The 17,235-nt window shown below is 60.1% G+C and carries 13 protein-coding genes; 5 read left to right on the top strand and 8 right to left on the bottom strand.

Annotation, left to right across the window (positions count from 1 at the left end):
• Window positions 1-53 precede the first annotated feature (53 nt).
• The 3 genes from nirC to mgtE all read left to right on the top strand — a co-directional run bounded on the left by nirC (window position 54) and on the right by mgtE (window position 3,850).
• Window positions 54-866, top strand: coding sequence for a nitrite transporter NirC (gene nirC / locus I6L49_RS16400; RefSeq protein ID WP_216949947.1), 813 nt, complete (start codon window positions 54-56; stop codon window positions 864-866).
• 12 nt (window positions 867-878) lie between these two features.
• The gene (gene cysG / locus I6L49_RS16395; RefSeq protein ID WP_216949946.1) at window positions 879-2,279 is read left to right on the top strand and encodes a siroheme synthase CysG; all 1,401 of its coding nucleotides are present in this window, start codon (window positions 879-881) and stop codon (window positions 2,277-2,279) included.
• Window positions 2,280-2,425: 146 nt separating this feature from the next.
• The gene (gene mgtE / locus I6L49_RS16390) at window positions 2,426-3,850 is read left to right on the top strand and encodes a magnesium transporter (protein ID WP_216949945.1); all 1,425 of its coding nucleotides are present in this window, start codon (window positions 2,426-2,428) and stop codon (window positions 3,848-3,850) included.
• A gap of 80 nt (window positions 3,851-3,930) precedes the next feature.
• On the opposite strand, the gene I6L49_RS16385 is transcribed toward mgtE, so the two are convergent.
• Complete coding sequence (locus tag I6L49_RS16385; protein WP_216949944.1) at window positions 3,931-4,872, bottom strand: hypothetical protein; 942 nt, start codon at window positions 4,870-4,872, stop codon at window positions 3,931-3,933.
• Between the two features lie 348 nt (window positions 4,873-5,220).
• Here I6L49_RS16385 and I6L49_RS16380 point away from each other — a divergent pair, with 348 nt between their 5' ends.
• Window positions 5,221-7,212, top strand: coding sequence for a bifunctional 2',3'-cyclic-nucleotide 2'-phosphodiesterase/3'-nucleotidase (locus I6L49_RS16380; RefSeq protein WP_151287358.1), 1,992 nt, complete (start codon window positions 5,221-5,223; stop codon window positions 7,210-7,212).
• 266 nt (window positions 7,213-7,478) lie between these two features.
• Here I6L49_RS16380 and I6L49_RS16375 read toward each other — a convergent pair whose 3' ends face one another.
• The 4 genes from I6L49_RS16375 to I6L49_RS16360 all read right to left on the bottom strand — a co-directional run bounded on the left by I6L49_RS16375 (window position 7,479) and on the right by I6L49_RS16360 (window position 12,214).
• Window positions 7,479-8,444, bottom strand: coding sequence for an ABC transporter permease (locus tag I6L49_RS16375; protein ID WP_005340795.1), 966 nt, complete (start codon window positions 8,442-8,444; stop codon window positions 7,479-7,481).
• A 2-nt stretch (window positions 8,445-8,446) separates the two neighbouring features.
• On the bottom strand, window positions 8,447-9,565 hold the full coding sequence (locus I6L49_RS16370) for an ABC transporter permease (protein WP_201944166.1): 1,119 nt from the start codon (window positions 9,563-9,565) through the stop codon (window positions 8,447-8,449).
• Window positions 9,565-11,130: an ABC transporter ATP-binding protein gene (locus I6L49_RS16365; protein ID WP_005342527.1), complete on the bottom strand. Its 1,566-nt coding sequence runs from the start codon at window positions 11,128-11,130 to the stop codon at window positions 9,565-9,567. Before I6L49_RS16365 ends, I6L49_RS16370 begins: the two co-directional genes overlap by 1 nt.
• An 85-nt stretch (window positions 11,131-11,215) precedes the next feature.
• Window positions 11,216-12,214: a BMP family protein gene (locus I6L49_RS16360; protein WP_005340803.1), complete on the bottom strand. Its 999-nt coding sequence runs from the start codon at window positions 12,212-12,214 to the stop codon at window positions 11,216-11,218.
• A 496-nt stretch (window positions 12,215-12,710) separates the two neighbouring features.
• On the opposite strand from I6L49_RS16360, the gene uvrD reads away from it, so the two are divergent.
• A complete protein-coding gene (gene uvrD, locus I6L49_RS16355) occupies window positions 12,711-14,882 on the top strand; it encodes a DNA helicase II (RefSeq protein WP_216949943.1) in 2,172 nt (723 codons plus the stop codon).
• Window positions 14,883-15,347: 465 nt separating this feature from the next.
• Here uvrD and I6L49_RS16350 read toward each other — a convergent pair whose 3' ends face one another.
• From I6L49_RS16350 to I6L49_RS16340, 3 genes are all read right to left on the bottom strand, one after another.
• Complete coding sequence (locus I6L49_RS16350) at window positions 15,348-15,494, bottom strand: hypothetical protein (RefSeq protein ID WP_158653277.1); 147 nt, start codon at window positions 15,492-15,494, stop codon at window positions 15,348-15,350.
• A gap of 413 nt (window positions 15,495-15,907) precedes the next feature.
• Window positions 15,908-16,438, bottom strand: coding sequence for a transposase (locus tag I6L49_RS16345; RefSeq protein ID WP_139408915.1), 531 nt, complete (start codon window positions 16,436-16,438; stop codon window positions 15,908-15,910).
• A gap of 209 nt (window positions 16,439-16,647) precedes the next feature.
• A complete protein-coding gene (locus I6L49_RS16340; RefSeq protein ID WP_139390179.1) occupies window positions 16,648-17,085 on the bottom strand; it encodes a DUF2846 domain-containing protein in 438 nt (145 codons plus the stop codon).
• Window positions 17,086-17,235: the final 150 nt, after the last annotated feature.

Raw genomic sequence — 17,235 nt, 5'->3', positions numbered from 1 at the left:
AAATTCACTCTCTTTCGGGCTGCCAGAGGGCAGCCCTTTCAAGGACTCACAAGATGTACACGGAAACCATCAACAAGTGTGCCGCCAACGCGGCCCGCATCAACCGCTTCGAGCGCAGCGACAAGCTCGGCTTCTGGCTCAGCTCCGCCATGGCGGGGGCCTATGTGGGCCTCGGCATCATCCTCATCTTCACCCTCGGCAATCTGGTGGATCCCGCCATCCGGCCGCTGGTGATGGGAGCCACCTTCGGCATCGCCCTGACGCTGGTGATCATCGCCGGCTCGGAGCTCTACACCGGCCACACCATGTTCCTCACCTTCGGGGTGAAGACGGGCAAGATCACCATGGCTGACCTGCTGCGCATCCTGCCGCAGACCTGGGCCGGTAACCTGATTGGCTCCATCGTGGTGGCGCTGATCTACTCCTACGGCGGCAGCCTGCTGCCGGACGCAGGCAGTCTGGCCCACAAGGTGGCACTGGCCAAGACCCAGGCACCGGCCCTGACCCTGTTTATGAAGGGGATCCTCTGCAACTGGCTGGTCTGCCTCGCCATCTGGATGGCGCTGCGCACCGAAGGGGCCGCCCGCTTCATCGCCATCTGGTGGTGCCTGCTCGCCTTTATCGCCTCCGGCTACGAGCACTCCATCGCCAACATGACCCTGTTCGCCCTCTCCTGGTTTGGCGCCCACTCCGATGCCTACACCCTGAGCGGCATCGGCCACAACCTGCTGTGGGTGACCCTGGGCAACACCGTCTCCGGCGCCCTCTTCATGGGCCTCGGCTACTGGTATGCCACCCCCAAGGCCGAGCGCCCGGTCGCGGTGAGCGAAACCACCAGTACCGCCAACCAGACCCGAACCACCTGATCCGGAGGCCCCATGGACTACTTGCCCATCTTTTGCCGACTCGACAACAAACCCGTGCTGCTGGTCGGCGGCGGCGAGGTAGCGGAGCGCAAGGCGCGCCTGCTGCTGGATGCCGGTGCCCAGCTCACCGTGGTCGCGCCCGAGCTCGACCCCGAGCTGGCGGAACTGGCTGCCAACGGCAGCATCGAGTGGCTGGCCGGTGAATTTGTGCCGGAACAACTGGCGGGCAAGTGGCTGGTGGTGGCCGCTACCGATCGGCGCGAGGTGAATGCACTGGTTTACCAGAGCGCCAACCGGGCGCGGATCTTTGCCAACGTGGTGGATGACCCGAAGCGCTCCAGCTTCATCATGCCGTCGATCATCGATCGCTCGCCGCTGATGGTGGCCATCTCCTCCGGCGGCAAGGCGCCGGTGCTGGCTCGGCTGCTGCGGGAAAAACTGGAAGCCCTGCTGCCGCAACATCTGGGGGCCGTGGCGGCCTTTGCCGGCAGCCTGCGGGAGCGGGTCAAGGCGCGATTCGCCAGCATGGGAGAGCGGCGCCGCTTCTGGGAGCGGCTGCTCGGGGCGGATCGGCTCGGGCAGGCGCTGGCGCGGGGCGATTGCGCCTCTGCCCACCAGCTGGCCGACAGCCTGTTTGCCGACGAGAGCCGGAGCGCAGGCGAAGTGGTACTGGTGGGAGCCGGCCCCGGCGATCCGGGTCTGCTCACCCTGCACGCCCTGCGCCAGATGCAGCAGGCCGACGTGGTGGTCTATGACCGGCTGGTCTCCGACGAGGTGATGGCGCTGGTGCGCCGCGACGCCAAGCGCATCTTCGTCGGCAAGCAGGCGGGCAACCACTGCGTGCCGCAGGAGGGGATCAACCAGCTCTTGCTGGAGGAGGCGAAGAAGGGGCAACGAGTGGTGCGGCTGAAGGGGGGCGATCCCTTTATCTTCGGCCGTGGCGGCGAGGAGCTGGAGACGCTGGTGGGCAGCGGCATCGGTTTTCAGGTGGTCCCGGGGATCACCGCGGCCAGCGGCTGCGCCGCCTACGCCGGCATTCCGCTCACCCATCGCGACCACGCCCAGAGCGTACGTTTCGTCACCGCCCACGGCAAGGGGGGCGCCCGGGATCTCGACTGGCCGCTGCTCGCCAAGGACAAACAGACTCTGGTGTTCTACATGGGGCTCTCATCCTGCGCCACCATCCGTGAAGAGCTGCTGGCCCACGGCAAGGCAGGCGACACCCCGGTGGCGCTGATCGAGCGCGGCACCCAGCCCTGCCAGCGGGTCATTCGTGGCACCCTTGATGAGCTGCCCGCGCTGGCGGTGGGGGTTGAGAGTCCGGCGCTCATCATGGTGGGCTCGGTGGTCACTTTGGCCGACCAGCTCGCCTGGTTTGGCTCGGCACCACAGGCTCAGCAAGCCCTCGCCTGAGGTATCCTCGGCAACTCACCATGAGGCCACCAGCAGGTGGCCTCACTTTTACCTCCCTCTTCTCCCATCACGGTCATAACCTGTTGTTTTAAGTCTGGTATCCTATGGGCATTGAGCCCTTGGCTACCATCTCAGGAATTCATCCCATGTCTCTTCCCATCAAGAACAGCGCCCGGCAGCGCGCGGATGACAGATCCCGCATTCTCACCCTGCTGCTGCGCGATGATGCCCTCACCGACAGCCTGCTCGATCCGCAGGTGGTGCAGGATGCCGAGCAGCGCGATCAGACCAGCGAACTCACTGCGCTGGTCAACGGGTTGCCCGCCGCCGACGTCGCCGATGCGCTGGAATCGCTGCCGCCCGATGAGCGTCATGCCCTGTGGGCGCTGGTGGAGGAGGAGAAGCGCGGCCAGATCCTGGTCGAAGCGTCGGAGACGGTGTGGGACAGCCTCATCAGCGGGATGAGCGACAAGGAGCTGCTGCACGCCCTGCGTACCCTGGATATCGACGATCAGATCTATCTGGGCCAGTACCTGCCGCGCAACCTGATGGGGCGGTTGCTCACCTATATGGCCCCCGCCGACCGGGATCGGGTGCGGGAGGTGATCCGCTACGGCAAGCACACCGTCGGCGCAATGATGGACTTCGAGATCATAACCATCCGCCCCGAGGTGAGTCTGGCCACAGTGCAGCGCTATCTTCGCCTGCGCGGCAAGATCCCCGCCAACACCGACAAGCTGTTCGTCATCGATCGGCGCAACCATTTGCTGGGGGAGCTGGCCCTCACCACTGTCCTGCTGCACAAGCCCGCCACCCTGGTGAGCGACGTGATGGAGCGGGATCCGGTCACCTTCGATCCGGAGGATAACGACGAAGCGGCCGCCCGCACCTTCGAGCGGGATGACCTGCTCTCCGCCGCCGTGGTGGATGGCAAGGGCAAGCTGATGGGCCGCCTCACCGTCGAAGAGGTGGTGGATCTGGTCTATGAGGAGAGTGACACCGACCTGCGCCGGATGGGGGGTATCAGCGAGGATGAAGACGTGTTCGCCCCAGTCTCCAAGGCGGTCAAGACCCGCTGGGCCTGGCTTGCCATCAACCTCTGCACCGCCTTTGTCGCCTCGCGGGTGATCGGCCTGTTCGAGCACACCATCTCCCAACTGGTGGCGCTGGCGGCCCTGATGCCCATCGTCGCCGGGATCGGCGGCAACACCGGCAACCAGACCATCACCATGATAGTGCGGGCGCTGGCGCTGCAGCACATTCAGACAGGCAACCTCTCCTTCCTGCTGCTACGGGAACTTGGCGTCGCCTTTATCAACGGGCTGGTGTGGGGCGGCACCATGGGCATCGCCACCTATCTGCTCTATCAGGATGCGGCGCTCGGCGCCGTGATGACCCTGGCCATGATGCTCAACCTGCTGGTGGCCGCCCTGATGGGGGTGATTATCCCCATGACCATGACCCGCCTCGGCCGCGACCCGGCAGTCGGTGCCAGCGTGATGATCACCGCCATCACCGATACCGGCGGCTTCTTTATCTTCCTCGGGCTGGCGACCCTGTTCCTGCTGTAAACCGTGCGTTGAAAACAACAAGGGAGCCACTGGCTCCCTTGTTGTTTCAGGCGCGTTTGCCCACCCCTGCCGTTAGCTGCTTATCGCTTGTCAGCGGTGATCAGCAAGCCATTGGTGTCGGGGAAGCCGATGGCCAGCGCCTCTTTTTTGGCATCCGTGGTATAGGTGGTGACATAGGCGACGCGGTTATCCATCGCCCGGGCCAGAGCAGCATTCCAGAGGTTTTCGATCGGCGTGGCGGCAGCGGATTGCTTGAAGTTGCACTTGCCAAACCCGGTCATGGTCAGCTTGCTCAACCCGGCAGTGGCACTCCCCTCGCCCACCAGCGTACAACCTGCCGCCGGAAACTCGATCGCTACCGTCAGCTTGCCGCCGTTGTTGGTGGTATCCACCTTGCCCACCATGTCGCTGCTGAAGCCATCGCTGTCCGTGGCACTCCAGCTGGCCGTGGTCACCGCTTTGGTGGTCAGGGCTGTCACCGCCACATGACCGCTGAAACCGGAATAGATGGGGGAGTTGTCGGAGAACTTGGTGCCGGTGCGAGTGAAATCAAAAACCCAGCGCTTGATCTCCTTGCCCTGCAGATCGATGACCGGCTGATCCTGGAAGGTGATGAGGTTGTGGTCGTTGGTCACCGAGCTGAGCGCCGTGCTGGTACCGAGCCGCTCGCTGTTGCGGATCAACTGCACCGGGTAGATCCCGTCTTTGTCGGCTTTCTGGTCAGCCTGACCCAGCCACTGGCTGTTGGTCTCGACCTTGCCCACCTGATGACCCACCCAGACACCCCAGTACTGCACGGTTTCACCCTTCGGGTAGACCAGCGCCAGACCATCCAGATCCTTGATCATGCGCGGCGTCGCCTTGTCGCCGTCGCGGCTCAGCAGATTCGCTTGGTAAAGACCCGCCTCCGGCAGGGCCAGTGGCACCCGCTTGGCGATGCTGTTGGCAGCTTTTTCGCTGTCACAGGCAGACAGGGCCGCAGCGCAGGCGATGGCCAGCAGCGCTTTGTTGTGCATTTTCATGAGTTTTTATTCCTTGCTGTCGCTTTGTAATTTTTAGATGCAATCAATCGCCGCTGAATTTAAGGGAAAGGTCATCTATCAGTCGAATGGAGATCTGTAACCAACCATTACAGCCTCGCAGGAGCGGCAGACCGCGCCGCTTGCCCCGACCGCACTGCGGTAACGACAGGGTGACTAACGGCGGAAAAGCAGCGAGGGTAGCGACCCGAAAAAACAGATGAAAATCAGAGTCATAACTCTATTAACAGGAGGGTAATTAGCCCGAATTGCCAGCCTGCTCACAATAGGATTCTTTTGCTGTCGATAGAATGCACCACGCTGGCATACCCATAACAAGAGAATCCAACAATGAAAACCACCCTCAAACTGAGCGCGGTGGCAGTTATCTTTTTGCTGTCCGGCTGTGACGACAACAACTCTCAGGCCCCCGGTGATCTCACTCTGCGGCTGATCGAAACCTCTGATATCCACTCCAACCTGCTGAGTTACGACTACTACCAGAACAAGCCGGATGCCTCGCTGGGCTTCGCCCGCACCGCTGTGCTGATCCGCAAGGCCCGCGAAGAAAACGCCAACAACTTGCTGATCGACAACGGCGACCTGATCCAGGGCACCCCGCTGGCCGACTATATCCACGACCAGCAGGTCAAACAGCAGTGGCTGAGCAAGCAGACCCACCCCGCCATCAAGGCGCTCAACACCATGAGCTATGATGTCGGCAACCTGGGCAACCACGAATTCAACTTCGGTCTCGACTTCCTCTCAGAGACCCTGAAAGGGGCCAACTACCCCTACATCAACGCCAACGTCTTTCAGGCCGATGCCTTCAGCCGTGATGGCAAGGGCACCATCGACTGGAGCAAGCAGAAGTTCAAACCCTATGTGGTGCTGGATCGTCAGGTGAAGGATGCCAACGGCAACACCCAGACCATCAAGGTCGGGGTGCTGGGGCTGACTCCGCCCCAGATCACCCAGTGGGACAAGCGCAATCTGGAAGGCAAGGTGGTGGTGGCCGATATGGTCGAGACCGCCGAGCACTATGTACCCGAAATCCGCGCCAAGGGCGCTGACATCGTCGTGGTCGTGGCCCACACCGGCATCATAGGTGACCCGCGCGAACCCATGATGGAGAACGCCGCCCTGCCGCTGGCCAAGGTGAAAGGGGTCGATGCCCTGCTGCTGGGCCACGCCCACCGCACTTTCCCGGGCGATTACCCCAACATGACCGACGTGGACAACGAGAAAGGCACCCTGGCGGGGGTACCGACCGTGATGCCGGGCGTCTGGGGCAACCACCTCGGCATCATCGACCTGCACATGACCTGGAAAGAGGGTCGCTGGGAAGTGGCCTCCAGCCAGTCCCAGCTGCGCAAGATCGACAGCAGCGCCAGCAGCACCGAAGATCAGGCGGTGGTCGATCAGGTCATTGCCGAGCACGAGCAGGCCAACCAGTGGCTGGACGAGCCCCTCAGCAAGATCACCAAGCCAATCCACAGCTTCTTCGCGCTGGTGCAGGATGACCCCTCCATCCAGATCGTCAGCGACGCCCAGCTGTGGCATGCCAAGAAGCTGCAACAGGATGGTCAGCTCAAGGAGAAATGGCCCATCCTCTCCGCCGCCGCACCATTCCGCGGCGGTCGCAACGGCCCGACCGACTTCACCTATGTACCGGCTGGCAATATCTCCCTGCGCAACGTGGCCGACCTCTATGTCTACCCCAACACCCTGCAGGTGGTCGCCATCAATGGCGCGACCGTACAGGAGTGGCTGGAGAAGAGTGCCGTCCAGTTCAACAAGATCGATGCCGCCAGCACCGCTACCCAGTGGCTGGTGAACGAGAAGTACCGCACCTACAACTTCGACGTGATCGACGGGGTGAACTATCAGGTCGATGTGACCAAACCCGCCCGTTACGATGTGGATGGCAACAAGGTGAGCGACAGCTACCGCATCACCAACCTCACCTATCAGGGCAAGGCAATCGACCCGACCCAGATGTTCTACGTGGTGACCAACAACTACCGCGCCAGCGGTGGTGGCAACTTCCCGGGCATCAACGCCAAGGTGATCGTCCATGAAGATCAGTTCGAAACCCGCGAAGTGCTCTCCGAATACCTCAAGGATCTGGCAGAGAAGAATCCGGCCGGTTTCGAGCCCCCGGCAGACAACAACTGGCAGCTGGCCCCCCTGCCCGCCAATCTGGATCTGCGCATCTACAGCTCGCCACGCAGCGAAGCGCAAGCCCTGACCGGCGGCAAGCTGAACTATGTGGAGACCCTGCCACCCACCGATGCCAAACACCCCGGCTTTGGCGTCTACAAGCTGGTGCTGGCACCCTGATCCTCAGGGCTAATCCGGCAATAACCTCTGCAACCCCCTCCTGATACGAGGGGGTTTTTGATGGTGTTGGCAGAGGGGTCAGCGCCTGTACGTCAACCACGACCTGCGGCAACTCGCGCAGCCCATTTATCCCTTCACGCCATTGTCACCCTCTATCACACCATCCAGCTCCCGGCAGGTCTGCCCCATCCCGCCCATAAAAGAACAGGCCCACCGAAGTGGACCTGCTGTTATTTGCGTGACCGGGAGTATCGCGATAGAGGGCGCTACTCCCGCTCCTTCACATAAGGTGTACCAAGTGCCTTGGGTGCCACCGCACGGCCGATAAAACCGGCCAGCAGGAACACGGTCAGGATGTAGGGCAGTGCCTCGATGGCCTGCACCGGAATGGCGAAGCCACCGATGCTGACCCCTTGCAGGCGGATGGCGACCGCATCGAGGAAGCCGAACAGCAGGCAGGCAGCCATGGCATTCCAGGGGCGCCACTTGCCGAACACCAGCGCCGCCAGCGCCATAAAGCCCTTGCCCGCACTCATGTTGGGGATGAACTGGGCCGTCTGGGCCACCGCCAGATAGGTGCCACCGATACCGGCCAGCAGGCCGCCGATGAGGAGCGCGGTGTAGCGCATCCGCACCACAGAGATACCGGCGGTATCGACCGCTGCGGGCGCCTCGCCCACCGCCCGCAGACGCAGACCGAAGCGGGTACGGAACATCACCCACCAGGCCAGCGGCACACAGGCAAATGCCACGTACTCCAGCAGGGAGTGGCCGCTCAGCAGCTCGCTGTAGAGCTGGCCGATCACCGGCACATCCCACAGCTCCTTGGCATAGGGCAGATCGATGGGGGCGAAACGGGCATCACCGGAGAGTGCCGGAGTCTGGCCACCCTGATCGAACCAGTAACGACCCAGCGTCACGGTCAGACCGGCCGCCAGAATGTTGATGGCCATGCCGCTCACCACCTGATCACCGCGATGGGTGATGGTGGCAAAGCCGTGCATCAGGGCGAACAGGATGGAGACACCTACCCCGGCACCCAGACCTACCCAGGCAGAACCGGAGACCGCCGCCGCCGCACCACTGGCGAACGCCGCCGCCAGCAGTTTGCCTTCCAGCGCGATGTTGACCACCCCGGAGCGCTCGCAAAACATACCCGCCATGGCCGCCAAAATGAGAGGCGGCGCGGTACGGATGGTCGCATCCAGCATCAGGATCAGAATTTCAAACATGATCAGACTCCTTTAGCTTGCGCGGCTGAGCGGTTGGCAAACGCCAGATAGAGCTGCTCGATGCGCGGACGCATCATGTGCTCAAGGGCGCCACAGAACAGGATCACCAGACCCTGCAACACCACCACGATGTTGCGGTCGACACCGAACTCGAAGCTGAGCTCGGCGCCCCCTTGATAGAGGAAACCGAACAGCAGGCTGGCGATGATGACGCCAACCGGATGGTTGCGCCCCATCAGCGCCACCGCGATACCGGTGAAGCCGAACCCTTCCACGAAGTTGAGCTTGATCTGGTGTAGCTCACCCTGCAGCACGTTGAGGGCAAAGAAGCCCGACAACATGCCGGAGATCACCATCGCCAGGATCACCACCTTGGGATAGGAGATACCGGCGTAAGCGGAGGCGCTTTGGCTGGCGCCGACCGAGCGGATCTCGTAACCCCAGCGGGTGTGCCAGATAAAGACCCACACCAGCGCCGCACAGATCAGCGCCCAGAAGAAGCTGATATTGAGGGGGCTGTTGGGGATATCCATCCCGAACAGGCTCGCCATCCCGCTCATCTTGGGCAGCCAGCTTGCCTCGGCAAACACCTTGCTCTCGGTCGCCATCGAACCGGGCGGCTTGAACACCTCCACCAGCAGATAGGCCATCAGCGAGGCGGCGATGAAGTTGAACATGATGGTGGTGATCACGATATGGCTGCCGCGCTTGGCTTGCAGCCAGGCCGGAATAAAAGCCCAGGCCGCACCGAACAGACCACCGGCAATGATGGAGAGCGGCAACAGCAGGGCAAACGGCAGCACATCGCCGAGCATCAGACAGACCAGACCGACACCGAGCCCGCCGATATAGGCCTGACCTTCACCACCGATGTTGAACAGACCGGCGTGGAAGGCGACCGCCACCGACAAACCGGTAAAGATAAAGCCGGTTGCGTAGTAGAGGGTGAAGCCGACCCCTTCACCAGTGCCGAACGCGCCGTACCACATGATCTTGGCGGCATCGACCGGGTTGATGTCGAGGTAGTAGAACAGAATGGCCGACACCAGGAAGGCCAGCAGGATGTTGACCGCAGACAAGACGCCTACGGAGACCCAGGCAGGAATACGTACTTGGCTCATCAGTGGGCCTCCTTGGCAACTTCGTCCGGCACTATGTTCGCCATCATCAGACCTATGGTGCGCTCATCCGCCTTGGCACCATCCAGCTCGCCGACGATGCGACCGTCGGCAATGACCAGGATCCGGTCAGCGAGGCTCATGATCTCGTCCAGCTCCACCGAGACCAGCAGCACCGCCTTGCCCTTGTCGCGCATGGCGATGATCTGCTGGTGGATATACTCGATGGCGCCGATGTCGACCCCGCGGGTCGGCTGGCCGATCAACAGCACATCCGGGTCCTGCTCCACTTCACGGGCGATCACCAGCTTCTGCTGGTTGCCACCGGAGAAGTTGGCGGTCTTGTGATCGGGATGAGGCGGGCGCACGTCCCACTTCTCCATCTTGGCCTGACAATCCTGCTGGATCGCCTCCTTGTTCTGCAGCCACCCCTTGTTGTATTGCGGGCGACGGTGATAACCGAGAATAAAGGCCTCTTTCGCCTCGAAGCGGTTGATCAGCCCCATCTTGTGGCGATCTTCCGGCACATGGCCGAGGCCGTAGTTGCGCACCAGCTCGGGATCGGCCGGGTGCTCCGCGCTCACCTTGTGCACGCCGCTGCGGCTGCTGATGGTAAAGCCACCCTTGCTCGGCTTGAGAATGCCGCCAAGCAGGCTGAGCAGTTCGGACTGACCGTTGCCGGAGACCCCGGCGATGCCGACCACTTCACCGGCCCGCACCTCGAAGCTGACCGATTTGACCCGCTCCACCTTGCTGGCGTCGAAATAGCTGAGCCCTTCGATCTTCAGCTTGGCTTCACCGGGCTGGGTTGGCCCCTTGTCGACCTTGAGGCGCACCTTGCGGCCCACCATCAGTTCGGCCAGCTGCTCCTTGTCGGTATCCTTGGTGGCGACGTGGGCCACCATCTCGCCACGGCGCATGATGGAGACCTGATCGGTAATGGCCAGGATCTCCCGCAGCTTGTGGGTGATAAGGATGATGGTCGCCCCCTGATCCCGCAGCTTTTTCAGCACCTCGAACAGGTGATCCGCCTCTTGCGGGGTCAGTACCCCGGTCGGCTCGTCGAGGATCAGGATGCGGGCGCCGCGATAAAGCGCCTTGAGAATTTCGACCCGCTGTTGCAAGCCAACCGGCAGATCTTCGACCTTTTCGTGCAACGGCACGTCGAGGCCATAATCTCGCGCCAGTTCGCCCAGCAGCTTTTCGGCTGACGCCACACTCTGCTGAAGGTGCCAGCCGTTCTCAGCGCCGAGGATGACGTTTTCCAATACGGTGAAGTTATTGACCAGCATGAAGTGCTGGTGAACCATGCCCACCCCTGCGGCAATCGCATCTTGTGAGCCATGGGGTTTGAAAGGATTCCCGTCGATCAGCATCTCGCCTTTGTCGGCATGGTAGAAACCATAAATGATGCTCATCAGGGTGGACTTACCGGCGCCATTTTCGCCGACAATGCCGTGGATACTGCCTTTGCGAACCTTAAGGTCGATCAGCTTGTTGGCGTACACTTCGCCGAACCGCTTATCGATACCTCTTAATTCGATGGCATAGCGATCTGTCTGGTCCATGATGCAGCCCTGCGTTTCATGAAATAAGACTAAAAACCGGCCCGTGCGGGCCGGTGGTGCGTTGAGAGTCGTAGCAGCTATCTAATTAGTATTTGCAGGTGTTATCGCTCATGTAGTCATGAACCTTGACCTTGCCAGCGATGATTTCAGCCTTGATGGCATCTACCTTGGCTTTCATTTCCGGGGTGATCAGCTTCTCGTTGTCCTTGTCGAGTGCCCAATCCACACCGCCTTCGGCCAGACCCAGGTTCTTGATACCCGGCTTCCACTCGCCTTTGGCAGCGTCATCCCAGGTCTGGTAAGCGGCCAGACCCACAGACTTGACCATGGAGGTCAGCATGGTGCCCGGTTGCAGGTGGTTCTGGTTGGAGTCCACACCGATGGCGAACTTGCCGCTGTCCTTGGCTGCCTGATAGACACCGATACCGGTACCGCCAGCTGCGGCGTAAACCACGTCAGCACCCTTGGCGAACTGGGACTTGGCCAGCTCGGCACCTTTGGCCGGGTCAGCAAACGCGGCCGGGGTAGAGCCCGCCATGTTCTGGAACACTTCGATCTTCGGATTGACGAACTTGGCACCCTGCTCGTAACCGCACTGGAATTTGCGGATCAGCGGGATATCCATGCCGCCCACGAAGCCGACTTTGCCGCTCTTGGAAGCGATGGCTGCCAGTGCGCCCACCAGGAAGGAACCTTCATGCTCCTTGAAGATGACGGACTGGACGTTCGGCTTGTCGACCACCATGTCGATGATGGTGAACTGGGTTTTCGGGAATTCGGTCGCAACCTTCTCTACCGCAGAACCCATGTTGAAACCGACCGCCACGATCGGGCCGTTGCCACGGCTGGCCAGACGACGCAGACCCTGCTCGCGCTGGGCTTCGTTCTGGGGTTCAAACTCTTTGACCTTGACGCCCTTGTCCTTGTTGTAGAGCTCGACGCCGTTACGGAACACGGCTTCGTTGAATGATTTGTCATACTTGCCCGCGGTGTCATAAATGACGGCTGGCTCGGAAGCAGCCTGAGCAGAGAGAGCAGCGAGAGTGAGGGAGGCCACAGTGGCCAGCTTGAGCACTTTAGTCACGATCGTATCCTTGATTGTTATTAAGTGAGGGAACTTGCTTGCCTGTCAGAGCAGGCTATCTAGCACGCAGGCTTACTCTAAGTCAGCCCCGATGCGGGTCAAGCAAATGATAAGGGAAAAACGTTTGCGTTAACGGTTTGAATTCTAAGCAAACAACCTTATAAGCAGTTGTTTTTTAGCTACTTTTCAGTTTTTTATGCTAACAACCAAAAGACCCAAACGACATTTCTCTTATTGTTCAGCAAGTTACTGTAAACCGTTTTCCCCTGTTATTCATCCAGCCCCCCGGCAAGCCCGTGATCCGGCTCGCAAAATCCCCACAAACCGCGCGAGCAAGGATTGGCTACAGCTGGAGACCTCCCCATCCCGTTCTCTTTGCACCAGCCAAAAATGGCCGCACCGACTCCCCTCGCCTGCCCGTCGTGCGGAGTTTGCAGTTGGTCTGACGGGGGGATGGCCGTATAATCGCCGACTGTATAAATAAACAGGAGTGGTGATGGACGTTTCAACCCTGCTCGACGGGCTCAACGACAAGCAAAGAGATGCCGTTGCGGCGCCCCGCAGCAACCTGCTGGTGCTGGCCGGTGCCGGTTCGGGCAAGACCCGGGTGCTGGTGCACCGTATCGCCTGGCTGATGCAGGTGGAACGCTGTTCACCCTTCTCCATCATCGCGGTGACCTTTACCAACAAGGCGGCGGCCGAGATGCGCGGTCGGGTCGAGAAGGTGATCGGCGACGGCGTGCGCGGCATGTGGATCGGCACCTTCCACGGCATCGCCCACCGATTGCTGCGGGCCCACCATCTGGATGCGGGCCTGCCGCAGGACTTCCAGATCCTCGACTCCGACGACCAGTACCGTCTGATCCGCCGGGTGCTCAAGGCGCTCAACCTCGACGAGAAGCACTGGGCCCCGCGCGCCGTGATGGGCTACATCAACGGCAAGAAAGATGAAGGCTTGCGCCCCGGCGACATCGACCTCTACGGCGACCCCGTCACCCGCACCTATCAGCAGATCTACAAGACCTATCAGGAGACCTGCGATCGTTCCGGTCTGGTGGACTTCGCAGAACTCTTGCTGCGCGCCCACGAGCTGTGGCTCAACAAGCCGCACATCCTCGAACACTACCGCGACCGCTTCCAGAACATCCTGGTGGACGAGTTTCAGGATACCAACGGCATCCAGTACGCCTGGCTGCGGATGCTTGCGGGCAACAGCGGCAAGGTGATGATCGTCGGCGACGATGACCAGTCCATCTACGGCTGGCGCGGCGCCAAAATCGAGAACATCCAGCGCTTCCTGACCGACTATCAGGGCGCCGAGACCATCCGCCTCGAGCAGAACTACCGCTCCACCGCCAATATCCTCAAAGCGGCCAACAGCGTCATCGCCAACAACGCCGAGCGCCTTGGCAAGGAGCTGTGGACCGAAGGGGCCGAGGGCGACCCGATTTCGCTCTACGCAGCCTTCAACGAGGTGGACGAAGCACGCTTCGTGGTCGGCCGCCTCAAGGATTGGAAGGAAAAGGGCGGCCTGCTGGCCGACTGCGCCATCCTCTATCGCTCCAACGCCCAGTCGCGGGTGCTGGAAGAGGCGCTGATGCAGGACGCCATGCCCTACCGCATCTACGGTGGCCTGCGCTTCTTCGAACGGCAAGAGATCAAAGACGCCATGGCCTACCTGCGGCTTATCAACAACCGTGGCGACGACGCCAGCTTCGAGCGGGTGGTCAACACCCCGACCCGCGGCATCGGCGATCGCACCCTCGAGATCCTGCGCGGCAACGCCCGCGATCAGGGGCTCAATCTGTGGCAATCGGCCAAGGCGCTGCTCAACGACAAGGTGCTGACCGGTCGCGCCGGCAACGCGGTGCGCGGCTTTGTCGATCTGATCGACGCGCTGGAGGAGCAGGTCGCCATGCTGCCGCTGCACCAGCAGGCGGATATCGCCATCCAGAACTCCGGCCTCAAGGCAATGTATCTGGCGGAAAAGGGCGAGAAATCCCAGGCGCGGGTAGAGAACCTCGACGAACTGGTCACCGCCTGCCGCCAGTACCAGCGCCCGGACGAGCTGGAGGATATGAGCGATCTCTCCGCCTTCCTCGCCCACGCGGCGCTGGAATCCGGCGAGAATCAGGCGGACGAATATGCCGACGCGGTGCAGCTGATGACCCTGCACAGCGCCAAGGGCTTGGAGTTCCCGCTGGTGCTGCTGGTCGGCGTCGAAGAGGGCATGTTCCCCAGCCAGCAATCGACCGAGGAGTCGGGCCGGCTGGAGGAGGAGCGCCGCCTCTGTTACGTCGGCATGACCCGCGCCATGGAAAAGCTCTACATCTGTTATGCCGAGAGCCGCCGCATCTACGGCCGCGAGATGTTCCACAAGCCGAGCCGCTTTATCCGCGAAATGCCTGCCGAGTGTCTGGAAGAGATCCGGCTGCGCACTCAGGTCAGCCGCCCCACCCAGTACGGCCGCTTTAGCCAGAACGAAGTGCAGCAGAGCTTCGACGCCAGCGGCATCAAGCTCGGCCAGCGGGTGCTCCATCCGAAATTCGGCGAAGGGGTGGTACTCAACTTCGAAGGGGTCGGCCAGCAGAGCCGGGTGCAGATCCAGTTCGACGACGTCGGCGCCAAGTGGCTGGTGACGGCTTATGCCAGATTGGAAGCGCTTTGATTTTTCCTGCCTTTTGAAATAACCAACCCGGCTTAGGCCGGGTTGATTTTTATATGACCCATCGTGACAACTTTAAATACGCGATCGTCCGAATACGCTTCGCTATTCGAACCTACAGCTGTGTTTAAGCTGTGGAAGAACAATATTTGTCCCATATTGGACAAGGTATATTCAACTTAAGTTTGCTATTAAAAAAGCACCCTTTTCGCAAGCAAAAAAAGTTATTTAAATTTTCCATCCTTGATCGGGAGACTTGTATTTAGCGGAGCGGACGGATGAAAACCCGCTCAGTGTGAGTGGATACTAACAGACAGAGTGGGACTCACAATTTATCCACAGCACGCCAGTTATCCACACATTGCAACTCTGTCTCTGCACCATTATCTTGTGTTACGAAGCGGCAGGAGCACCACATATAGTGGTTTTACATCAAATGAGGAGCAACTCATGGTGATAAACGAAGTATCAAAACCCTTCCCGGGCAAAACTGTGTCCATCCCATGGCAAATGATGGAGGTTATCCATGCCAAAAAGACCACGACGTTCACGTCGTTCAACACCAAAGGCTACAAATGATAAAGCCACCCTTCCAAAGTGGATCAGGTGGCTCATATCAGGGTTCCTAGACGCTTTAAGGCAAAAGCTTGTAGGATTTGTGTTTTTACTTCTGCTTAGTGCAGTCCCGCACGATTACAACGATTACTCTTGGAGTACCAGTCCAGAGGCAATCAAAGTGCAGTACTACCAGATCTAACCAGGGGCCTTCGGGCCCTTTTTTACACCCTTAACTTACAATTTGTGAGTCAAATGTGTAACCGGAATCATGGACAATCGTGACCTAGCCGTCAATGAAAATATATCACTATTTGTGATACACCAACGTTCAGAGAAGCACAAAACCACAATATATTCATATTGTTAAATGACGCAGGACCGTAGGTTCGATTAGCGAAGCGTAATCGGACGATCGAGTAATCAGACGTTCGCGTAATCGAACGCTTACAACGGAACAACCCTTTAGGGGTTTACTCCAATCCCCCCGATGCCCCATCCACCGACCCGCACCAATCCGGTGGATAGACGCCGCTCGCCACATAACGATGGAAGGTGGAATACGGCCAATCGGCCACCCGGGTGACATGACCATGCTTGAGCGGGTTGATATGGACGTAATCCATATGGCGGCGGTAATCCTGCTCATCCCGGATCAGATGTTCCCAATAATGGCGTTGCCAGATGCCCCGCTCCCCGTGACGTAACCGCGTCTGGCTGCGCCGCTCGTTCACCGGCAAGGCGCGGGAAAAGTGGCTTTTGATCAACCGCCACCGCAGGGGGAAATCGGTGTCTCCTTCCGGCAAAGAGAGAATGCAGTGGAGATGGTCGGGCAACACCACCCATGCATGAATGGCGAAGGGGTGAGCCTGTTGCACCTTGGTAACGCTATGGCGCAGCAAGTCGATCTGCTCCACCAGCAACCGGTTATTGCGCCGCTCCAGCAGGTTGACGGTAAAGAACCAGGTTCCTCCGGGCCACCATGCCCGCCGCCAATTGGCCATCCCTTTCCCCTCGTTGAGACCGAAAAGCCAAGCATAGCCTTGCCTCACTTCGATCTGCTTGCGGGCCGTGATGATGCGGATGTTACTTACGCGATCGTCCGATTACGCTTCGCTAATCGAACCTACATGGACAGGAAATCTGGAACACCCACTTTCGGGCAAAGGCGTAACTGGTGGAGCTACGCCTTGTTTTTGGTGAAAGCCTCTGGTCACTTGACCAACTTGCTCTCCATCACCCCTTGCTTGCCCTCCTCTTCACTGACCTGACTCAGCTTGGAGCGGGCCATCAGCAGGCCCATCTTGACCTCCTGCCATACGTAGTAGTTTTTACCCGCCTCGGTGCTGAGGGTCAGGGTGGCATCGTTCTCCGACTTTGAGGTGATGGTGTGGCTGCCCGGCGTCACCTGCTTGAGGATATAGCTGTGGGCCACGGTATCGCCGACCGCCACACCATCCACCAGCACCGGCATTTTCACCGCCGTGCCGAAGGTCTCGTTGCGATAGATATAGAGGTTGGCCGCATCCTTGGGCGCCACAAACTGCTTGGCCTGCGCGTCTGCGGTGGCATCGGCCATGGGTACGGAAGCACAACCGGAAAGCAGCGCCGCCGACAGCAGGGCGGCACTCATCATTATTTGCCTGAACATAGTCGTTATTTTTTAGTGAGTTAACGGGATTTAAAGGTTCGCATGAGCCTGCTCTGGCTGACAATCGCTCAAATCGAGCGGGATGTGACCCGGTTCAATTTTTCGGCATTTGGTGGGATGAAGAGGGGAACTCAGAAACCCGGCCGCCAG

Source organism: Aeromonas sp. FDAARGOS 1419 (assembly GCF_019047045.1).
Classification (GTDB): Bacteria; Pseudomonadota; Gammaproteobacteria; order Enterobacterales; family Aeromonadaceae; genus Aeromonas; species Aeromonas veronii.
The sequence above is the reverse complement of the archived record's forward strand: the minus strand, read 5'-3'. Positions and strand labels throughout refer to the sequence as shown.

Bases quoted from the DNA above. Each gene is read 5' to 3' on its own strand.
- nirC (WP_216949947.1), top strand. From the start codon at position 54: ATGTACACGGAAACCATCAACAAGTGTGCCGCCAACGCGGCCCGCATC.
- cysG (WP_216949946.1), top strand. From the start codon at position 879: ATGGACTACTTGCCCATCTTTTGCCGACTCGACAACAAACCCGTGCTG.
- mgtE (WP_216949945.1), top strand. From the start codon at position 2,426: ATGTCTCTTCCCATCAAGAACAGCGCCCGGCAGCGCGCGGATGACAGA.
- I6L49_RS16385 (WP_216949944.1), bottom strand. From the start codon at position 4,872: ATGAAAATGCACAACAAAGCGCTGCTGGCCATCGCCTGCGCTGCGGCC.
- I6L49_RS16380 (WP_151287358.1), top strand. From the start codon at position 5,221: ATGAAAACCACCCTCAAACTGAGCGCGGTGGCAGTTATCTTTTTGCTG.
- I6L49_RS16375 (WP_005340795.1), bottom strand. From the start codon at position 8,444: ATGTTTGAAATTCTGATCCTGATGCTGGATGCGACCATCCGTACCGCG.
- I6L49_RS16370 (WP_201944166.1), bottom strand. From the start codon at position 9,565: ATGAGCCAAGTACGTATTCCTGCCTGGGTCTCCGTAGGCGTCTTGTCT.
- I6L49_RS16365 (WP_005342527.1), bottom strand. From the start codon at position 11,130: ATGGACCAGACAGATCGCTATGCCATCGAATTAAGAGGTATCGATAAG.
- uvrD (WP_216949943.1), top strand. From the start codon at position 12,711: ATGGACGTTTCAACCCTGCTCGACGGGCTCAACGACAAGCAAAGAGAT.
- I6L49_RS16350 (WP_158653277.1), bottom strand. From the start codon at position 15,494: ATGAGCCACCTGATCCACTTTGGAAGGGTGGCTTTATCATTTGTAGCC.
- I6L49_RS16345 (WP_139408915.1), bottom strand. From the start codon at position 16,438: ATGGCCAATTGGCGGCGGGCATGGTGGCCCGGAGGAACCTGGTTCTTT.
- I6L49_RS16340 (WP_139390179.1), bottom strand. From the start codon at position 17,085: ATGTTCAGGCAAATAATGATGAGTGCCGCCCTGCTGTCGGCGGCGCTG.